The sequence below is a fragment of the Limosilactobacillus sp. genome (genome assembly GCF_041859915.1).
Taxonomy (GTDB): domain Bacteria; phylum Bacillota; class Bacilli; order Lactobacillales; family Lactobacillaceae; genus Limosilactobacillus.
Genome location: NZ_JBFLGB010000072.1, coordinates 1 through 8569, shown reverse-complemented (window position 1 = coordinate 8569; position 8569 = coordinate 1). Strand labels below are relative to the sequence as shown.

6 protein-coding genes and 1 pseudogene are annotated in these 8569 nt (G+C 42.9%); 2 read left to right on the top strand and 5 right to left on the bottom strand.

The annotated features are described in order from the left end of the window. Positions 1-109, top strand: a pseudogene (locus tag ACEYV4_RS08370) (IS30 family transposase); the annotation flags it as partial. An 11-nt stretch (positions 110-120) separates the two neighbouring features. Here ACEYV4_RS08370 and ACEYV4_RS08365 read toward each other — a convergent pair. Both ACEYV4_RS08365 and ACEYV4_RS08360 read right to left on the bottom strand, forming a co-directional pair. Further along, the gene (locus ACEYV4_RS08365) at positions 121-600 is read right to left on the bottom strand and encodes a hypothetical protein (protein ID WP_373842850.1); all 480 of its coding nucleotides are present in this window, start codon (positions 598-600) and stop codon (positions 121-123) included. A 105-nt stretch (positions 601-705) separates the two neighbouring features. Then, a complete protein-coding gene (locus ACEYV4_RS08360) occupies positions 706-3024 on the bottom strand; it encodes a TIM-barrel domain-containing protein (RefSeq protein WP_373842849.1) in 2319 nt (772 codons plus the stop codon). 165 nt (positions 3025-3189) lie between these two features. Between ACEYV4_RS08360 and ACEYV4_RS08355 the strand changes: the two genes are divergently transcribed. Next, positions 3190-4173: a LacI family DNA-binding transcriptional regulator gene (locus ACEYV4_RS08355; RefSeq protein ID WP_373842848.1), complete on the top strand. Its 984-nt coding sequence runs from the start codon at positions 3190-3192 to the stop codon at positions 4171-4173. A 163-nt stretch (positions 4174-4336) separates the two neighbouring features. On the opposite strand, the gene ACEYV4_RS08350 is transcribed toward ACEYV4_RS08355, so the two are convergent. From ACEYV4_RS08350 to ACEYV4_RS08340, 3 genes are all read right to left on the bottom strand, one after another. Beyond that, positions 4337-5719: an SLC45 family MFS transporter gene (locus ACEYV4_RS08350; RefSeq protein ID WP_373842847.1), complete on the bottom strand. Its 1383-nt coding sequence runs from the start codon at positions 5717-5719 to the stop codon at positions 4337-4339. A gap of 16 nt (positions 5720-5735) precedes the next feature. Continuing rightward, positions 5736-7418 carry an alpha-glucosidase gene (locus ACEYV4_RS08345; RefSeq protein WP_373842846.1) on the bottom strand — a complete coding sequence of 561 codons (1683 nt, stop codon included), beginning with the start codon at positions 7416-7418 and terminating at the stop codon, positions 5736-5738. Between the two features lie 315 nt (positions 7419-7733). Next, a partial coding sequence (locus ACEYV4_RS08340) for a restriction endonuclease (protein ID WP_373842845.1) occupies positions 7734-8569 on the bottom strand: 836 nt, incomplete at its 5' end.

The window sequence follows — 8569 nt, the reverse complement described above, 5'->3', positions numbered from 1 at the left end:
TACCGATGATGAATTGATTCAAATTAACTGGTATTTGAATTCCCGACCACTCAAATGTTTAAATTGGCGAACACCGATTGAGATCTTTTTGCGTAATCTGCGTTACTAAATTTGTTCAAGTTATTTCTTGCAATCTGCCATTAACATAAAGTCAGAATAATCCATTTGGGGTTGCTTATAGTTATCATCCGCATCCCATTCAAACCTACTCTTTCTGCTATTCGAATAGGTATGTAATTTATTCCCCGTTTTTTTAGCAGTAAAGGTAAATACATCGGTATCATAAATATATTGTAAGTGAATCTTAAATTTGTTATTCCCTAGAGTCTTCCATGTTCCGCGGGCCGCTCCTCCATAATTTCCGGAGTCGTCATCCCCTGTTTCAGGCTGTGCCCACAATACTGTACCATCCTTTTTAAAATAGTAATAGCCAGGTTGCTCATTACCATCATCGTCCGTATCGGCATCCTTATCCGCTATTTTATAAACACCACTCAGCTGCTGTTTAGGTTGTGTTACTTGCTTTTTATTTGAACAACCCACTAAAACAATTGCTAGTAAGCCAATTAATAATAATTGCCATTTGATATATTTCCCCAATTAAATCTACTCCCTAATATGTAATAACAAGCCTATTCTAACATATATAATTAATAAAACCCGGTTCTCGTCGCAATTACGCAACAAGAGTCGGGTTAATTTATCTTATTCTGCTAACTTATAATCCTCACTAGCGACATCGTAGTCAAATTCAAACCGGCCACGGTCAGTTTCTACATAAATTCGTTCGTAGGTTGGTTGGTAGCCATGCTTGTTAAGCTTGACCGCCACTTGACCATTACTGCCAACTTCAACGTAGTATTCATTATATTCACCATCTTGGTACTTGAAGTCTAAACCATTATCCTGGTAATGCTTGTAAGCACCACAGTCACCGAATAGCCGGAAGGTCATTACCTTCTCTGGCTCGTCACTAATATGCTTAACCTTGTTACCCCATGGCAGAATCGTATCCTTCTTGATGAACAACGGCAGCTTTTCAATTGGAGCGTTAACCATGATCGTTTGTTGACCCGAGTACTCTGCATTGTTCCAGAAGTCGAGCCACTTTCCTGCTGGCAAGTATACCAGCCGTTTATCCGCACCCTGGTTAACAATTGGTGCAACTAAAATGCTAGTGCCAACCATGTACTCATCATTAATCTGCCGTACCTCTGGGTCATGTTCGTAGTTCAAAACCAGTGGCCGCATTACCGGCAAGCCCGATTCAGTCTCGTGCCGTAATTGGTCATACAAGAATGGTACAAAACGGTAGCGAAGGTTTAGGTAGTCCCGGTAAATATCTAGTGTCTTCCGGTCAAAGGCCCATGGTTCCTGGTAACGAGTCCCCATTTCGGCATGGTTCCGGAACAATGGAACAAACAGGGATGCTTCAAGCCACCGGGTCAACAGTTCTGGTGTCGTGTTCTTCTGGAAACCGCCAATATCAGTCCCCGCAATCGCAAATCCACTCATTCCTAAACTATTCAATTGTGGAATTGCCAATTGCAAATGAGACCAAATCGACTGGTTATCACCGGTCCAAACGGTGGAGTACTTTTGCGTCCCCGCAAAGGCGGCCCGGGTAATAATGTATGGGCGCTTCCCAGTTGCTTCTTTCATTCCTTCATAAGCAGCTTGGGCTTGCAGGTGGCCAAAGACATTGTGCATTTTCTTATGGGTTGCCTTCTTTTCACCATCATGGAAGACTAAATTACTTGGCAATTCTCCATCAAATGATGCTGGCTCATCCATGTCATTCCAAACACCGCAGGCTCCCATGTCAGCAAAGAATTTAACATGCTTTGCCCACCATTTGCGTACTGCAGGACGACCAAAGTCTGGGAACACCGCATCGCCTGGCCATACCCGACCAACGAAAACAGAGCCATCTGGGTTTTCAACAAAGTAACCCTTCTTAACCCCTTCCTCATAAATATCGTAGCCATCTTCATCCTTCTTGACGCCGGCATCAAGAATTGGCATCAAACGAATCCCCCGCTTCTTCATTTCAGCGACGAACTTCTTCGGTTCCTTAAACTTGGTTGTATCCCAGGTAAAGTCACGGTAACCACGCATATAGTCAATATCTAAGTGGATAACATCGATTGGCAAGTGGTACTTTTCAAAGCCATCAGCGATTGCCTGAACGCGCTTATCACTAGTGCTGTAACCCCACCGTGATTGCTGGTAACCCAATACCCACTTTTGCGGCAACGGCGTTACTCCGGTTAAGTAGGTGTAGTTTGCAACTACATCCTTCAACGTATGACCACCCAGAACATAGTAGTCAACGTTACCGTCGTCGGCAGAGTAGAAGTAGTAATTCTCGCTTTCCTTTCCTAAGTCAAAGTGGCTCTTGTATGTATTGTCAAAGAACAATCCATATGGGTGGCCATCCTTCAATCCGTACATAACCGGAATTGACTTATAGATTCCCTTAACTGACTCGTTGTGTACCTGACCAAAGTCAACATTCCAGTTATCATAATCATACCCACGCTTATCAAGGAAGCCGGGCTTGTCACCTAAACCGTAAAAGTGTTCATCAGAACTAAGTGATTTAATTACTTCATAATAACCATCGTGTTCCTTCCCTAACAGGTCGATATTATGTCCTTCCGCAAGAACGGTTGACTTATGCTCATCATCAAGGTCATTTGGCAGTGGTTGACGTTTCCCGCGGTAATCCAGTACGAGTGGATTACCATCGCCATCATAAAAATCAACATGGTGACCATCGTATGCTTTGACAACTAGGCTTGGCGTCCGTAATTCAATGTGGTCACCCTTATCATCAACAGTGTAACTAGTCTTATGGTGCTTGTCACCATCAATTGCATATGAATTGGTATCACAGCCCCGGTCCTCAAATACTCGGATAATTTCGTTAGTGTAAACATCAAGTACTAGGTTATGGCCATCGGCATACTCTAACGTTACCTTTGGCGCACTATTTTGATAGCCCGTTAAACGATTAGTCATTTCATGTCTCCTCTTTCTGCATATCGTAGTGCAATTCCTTAACACCTTCACTCTACCACTTTCTGCAAACGTTTACAAACATTATTTTACTTGAATGTAAGCGTTTGCCGTAAAAAGAGTTTTAGCATATAATGTAATTAGTTACAAATTGAGAGGATAAGTAGTATGAAACCAACAATCAAAAACGTTGCAAAGGCTGCAGGGGTATCTACCGCAACGGTCTCCCGCGCCCTCGCGAACAAAGATAATTTAATTCGACCGGAAACTAGCGCACGGGTACGCAAAATCGCCCAGCAAATGGGTTACCATAAAAACGTCGCTGCTTCTCGACTAGCTTCAAACATCACCAAGACAATCGCCGTGATTATTAATTATACGCAGACCGACTTTTGGCAAACGATTCTTGATGGCATTTTAAAGCGGGCACATGAACGCGGTCATAAGGTAATCATCTTCTCCGCTGGTGAGCACGACCCACAACGCTTAAACGAAACCATTAACGAGGCACTAGAGCATCAAGCAACCGGGATCCTTTTAATTTCAGGAAGGATCGACCACCAGCAGGTTAATACCCTTAGTAACGCGCATACTCCCTACCGGTTAATTTCTATCTACAACCTCCGTCATCCGGAACATCGTTTTATTTCTTCTGACGATGTTAAGATTGGTATTGAAGCAACCAACTACCTACTACAAAAGGGGCACACTAAGATTGGCTTAGTTGGAATTGATCATTCTTCGACTGGTCAGCAACGACTCTTTGGCTACCAAAAAGCAATGACCAATGCCGGCTTAATAATCGACCCCGGCTGGATTCACTACGGTAATTATAGCTACGAGAATGGTAAAGAGCTTTTTCAGGAGATTCAGGGACGGGGCTTAACGGCCGTAGTTGCTGGTAGTGATATGATTGCGGCCGGTTTAATTAAGGAAGCCGCCAGAAACGATGTTAAAGTTCCGGACCAACTGTCGATCATCGGGATTGATGGCTCAATAATTGATGAAATAATTACTCCCGAGCTTACAACTGTTAATCAAGACTTCTTTAAGATGGGAACTGCCAGCGTTGATAACCTTCTTGACGATGACCAATCGTTATTTATTCCGACCAAAATAGTTGAACGTGCTAGTGTAAAAGACTTAAATTAAAAAGATTACTACAAGTGAACAATTGCAATACTAGAAGGTGGCCCAAGCCTCAACTAAAAAGCTGAACCTTGGGCCACCTTTTTCTACTCTACATAATATTACCCTTATAACTTAAAAAGCCCCCGCCAGTATAGAAACACTGACGAAAGCTTTTTTGAATTAATTAGTTTTGTGATTCTGCTGCCTTTTGAACCGTAACCCCTTCGTGAATCCGTGGAACTACTAAGGCACCAACAAGAAGTGACAAACCAGCAATTAACATCATCATCGTTTGGTTGTGACCAACCAGTGGGAAGATAATGAAGCTGCATAGTGAAGCCAAAATTTGTGGAACACAGATTCCAACGTTGAAGAGTCCAAGGTAGGCACCTTCATTCTTACCGTTCAGTGATGAAGTCAATAGGGTGAACGGAATGGTGTTGATACTGAAATTGGCAATCCCAAAGAGAATCATTGCAATAACTGATAATGTCTTTGAAGTAATGAAGGCCATGCTGCCTAAACCAATCGCGCCAAGAATCATCCCGAATACGTACCACTTCTTCCGGGAGTTAGCCTTTGCTTTGGCATAAAGCAATCCCCAGACGATTCCGGCAATACTGTAAACGGCGGTTAAGATACCATACCAGTTACCAGCAGCTTGGTAACCTGCTGAAGAAACATCAGTTGTGTGCCAGATGTTCTTTGCAACAGTCCCCGTGGTGTAAGTCCAAACATACATAATTGCAAACCAGGAGAATAATTGAACCAGGTTAATTTCCCAGAAGGACCGTGGTGCCTGCTTAACTAGTTTCCAAAGGCTAACCTTTTGGTGGACTTCGTTAACATCAATCCGGTGGTAACGAGCATAAGTCTGCGGGTCATATTCCTTAACGTTGAAGACCGTCCATAAACCAGTAATCAGTAAAACAGCGGCGGCACAGAGGTAAGCCCAGATAACGGTGTGCGGAACAACACCCCGCTTAGCCGTGTTTGACATACCACAAGCAGTAAAGATAAATGGCAAGACGGTTGCAAGAATGGCACCACCATTAGAGAAGACCTGTTGCCAGGACCAGGCAGCGTTCTTTTGCTTGTTGTTAACCATGTCACCAACCAGCATCCGGAGTGGCTGCATGCAGACGTTAGAGAACAGGTCCATGAAACAGATAGCAACGGCGGCATAGGTCATTGCGGCCAGCGAACCATAGCCGAAGCCAAAAGAACCAGAGAATGGCAGCATGATTAAAACTAAGGCAGCGATTGGCGTCCCAAAGAGCAGGTATGGGAGCCGCCGACCAAACCGATTCCAAGTCCGGTCAGACATTTGCCCAAGAATTGGTTGAACAATCATCCCCATCAATGGTGGGAAAATGAAGAAGAATCCAAGGCTATTAGGGTTAGCACCAATTGTTTGACAAATCCGACTCATCTGGGAGCTTTGCAGTGAGAAAGCCATATTGATGCCGAAGAACGCAAATGTAATTGAGAAAATCTGTGTCTTGGTTAGACCCGGCATCCCAGAGTCGAGGTCCACCCGGTTATCTTCATTCGTCTTTTTATCCATGATTATTACCTCTTATCTAAAATTGATAAACCTTTGCTTCATACGGCCGGATGGTGGCACCAGCATCATCTTCATAGTTAGAAATTAATAACGAAGCGTCTTCTGGTACATCATAGTGTCGTTCTAACGTCTTATTGGTGTAATTCAAGATGACCAATAGCGTTGTCTGATCATTCTGCCGTAAGTAAGCAAAAACATCGGGATCTTTTTCATTGCCATCAACTAACTTGTATGAGCCATTAGTAATTACTGGCATTTCGTGACGGAGCTTAATCAGCTTCTGGTAGTAATAGAAGATTGAATTCCGATCAGCCAATGCTTGTTTAACATTGATGTCTTTGTAGTTCGGGTTAACCTTTTCCCATGGCTTACCCGTGGTAAAGCCAGCATTGGCGGTATCATCCCATTGCATTGGGGTCCGGGCGTTATCCCGACTGTGCATCGCAATGTACTTCATCATTGTCTTCCCATCCAGCAGGTGCTGGTCGTCGACTAATTGATGGTAGGCATTGATCGATTCCAAGTCAACGTAATCAGCCAACCGTGAGAAGTAAGCATTGGTCATCCCAATTTCTTCCCCTTCATAAATGTACGGCGTTCCTTGTTGGAAGTGGAGCATCGTCGCTAACATCTTAGCCGACTTAACCCGGTTGTCTTCAGTCGTGTCATCACCAAAGCGTGAAACTACCCGTGGCTGGTCGTGGTTGTTCCAGTAAAGCGAGTTCCAGGCCTTGCCAGCCAGCTTTTCTTGCCACTTAGTAAAGTTATCCCGGAGGTCACTCAGCTTCGTCTTTTGGTCGTACCACTTACCAAGCGCTGGGTTTGGGTTAGCATCCAAGCCCATGTGCTCAAACTGGAAGACCATATTCAATTCGGTATTTTCCAGATTAGCGTACTTTTGTGCATCTTCTGGCGTTGCACCAGGTGTTTCACCAACCGTAATCATCTTGTGCTTACTCATGACGTTTTTGTTCATTTCCTGCAAGAATTCATGGATGCGGTGACCATTAGCAACAATTGGCTCAACATTGGCATATTTCTCATCCGGCGCCTTCTTACCATCCGGCAGACCTTCCGGCTTAGAAATTAAGTTGATCACGTCCATCCGGAAACCATCAACCCCCTTGGCAGCCCACCAGTTCATCATGTCATAGACGCTGTGACGCACATTAGGATTTTCCCAATTTAAGTCAACTTGCTGCGGAGCAAAGAGGTGCAAGAAGTACTGGTCAGTTTCTTTATCATATTGCCATGCCGAACCGGAGAAGTATGAACCCCAGTTATTCGGTGCCTGGCCATTCTTGCCGTCCCGCCAGATGTAGTAGTCCCGGTAAGGGTTATCCTTACTCTTCTTAGACTCTTGGAACCACTTGTGCTGGTCCGAAGTATGGTTGACAACTAAGTCCATCACTAGCTTCATCCCCCGCTCATGGATGCCATCAATCAATTTCTGGAAGTCGTCCATGTTGCCAAGCGTGGGATTAATTGCTTGGTAATCACTAATGTCATAACCGTTATCAACCTGAGGTGACTTATAAATCGGGTTGAGCCAGACAATATCAACCCCCAGCTTTTGCAGGTAATCAAGGCGGTTAATGATTCCGCGCAGGTCACCAACCCCGTCACCATTACTGTCTTGAAAACTCTTTGGATAAATCTGATAAACAACTGAATTATTCCACCAATGCTTATTTTCCATTGCTATATCAACCTTTCAATTCCAAATTCAATTAAGACTATGCAATCGTTTACATTTCCTTACAGTCATTATCTTAACACCTTATCAGAATAATGCAAGCGTTTACAAAAAACAATTTGAAAACGAGTACATTTAAGATACTAAAATACACAAATGGTGAATTATGTTTATAATAAGGTTATAGATAAAGGAAGGGAATTATTATGTTCATCAATATAATCAGTATTCTTTTAGTGCTATTGTTTGCTTACGGACTTATTAGGAACTTCCGGCTTGGCAACTATGCCTATATAAAATATCAGTTTTATAAAGTGGCTAATCTACAAAATCATCTTTATTGATTCTGTAGATGTGATAAGTTTTTTCTACTTCAACTCCTACTCCATACTGAGCCATTAGGTTGGTGAGCATTTCACCATCAATAGTCGTAATGTTTAAGTTTTGCGCTGCTTCTTCTGCACCAGTAGTAAACGATGATGTGGTAATAAATACACCTCGATCAGTGTGCTTAAGCTTAACCGCACCGCTAAATGATGCAATCTCAGGCCTACCAACTGGATTGCTTGGTGCATATCTCTTAACTTGCAGATAAACCTTTTGGAGGCCTAATGCATCTTGATAAATCACACCGTCGATACCGTTATCATTGGACTTTTGAGTAACAATTGATTGACCATTTGGCCCCTTATATCCCATCTTATTTAGTAATTCAACCATAAGCTCTTCAAAGGCATACGGATTCATCTGAGCCAATTTTGCAAGTAATTGATCTTTCAATTCATCTACTTTTTGATTAAACCAATCTTGGATTAAATCTTCATTAAATGAGACCAATGTTTCTGAAGTATCGCTGTTATCACTTTTAATTTTAGCTAATTTAGCCTGGTGTTGCTTATGTAGCGGCTCATCATGAACAACGGTCCTACTCAAATTAAGACCATATTTCTTCCAAGCATCTTTGCCAAGCTTGGTTATCTCATACTCGCCTCGTCTTGGTGAACGTAAATAACCCGCAATTTTTAAATCACTAAGTGCAAAGCCAGCACGATTTTTGGCAACATTACCAGTAGATTTTGAGTTATACTCCCTATTCCTTAGTTCGTCAGGAAGGTTTAATTCGTCTACAGCTGCTGTTTTTATTGCATCAGCTG

Bases quoted from the DNA above. Each gene is read 5' to 3' on its own strand.
- ACEYV4_RS08360 (WP_373842849.1), bottom strand. From the start codon at position 3,024: ATGACTAATCGTTTAACGGGCTATCAAAATAGTGCGCCAAAGGTAACG.
- ACEYV4_RS08355 (WP_373842848.1), top strand. From the start codon at position 3,190: ATGAAACCAACAATCAAAAACGTTGCAAAGGCTGCAGGGGTATCTACC.
- ACEYV4_RS08350 (WP_373842847.1), bottom strand. From the start codon at position 5,719: ATGGATAAAAAGACGAATGAAGATAACCGGGTGGACCTCGACTCTGGG.
- ACEYV4_RS08345 (WP_373842846.1), bottom strand. From the start codon at position 7,418: ATGGAAAATAAGCATTGGTGGAATAATTCAGTTGTTTATCAGATTTAT.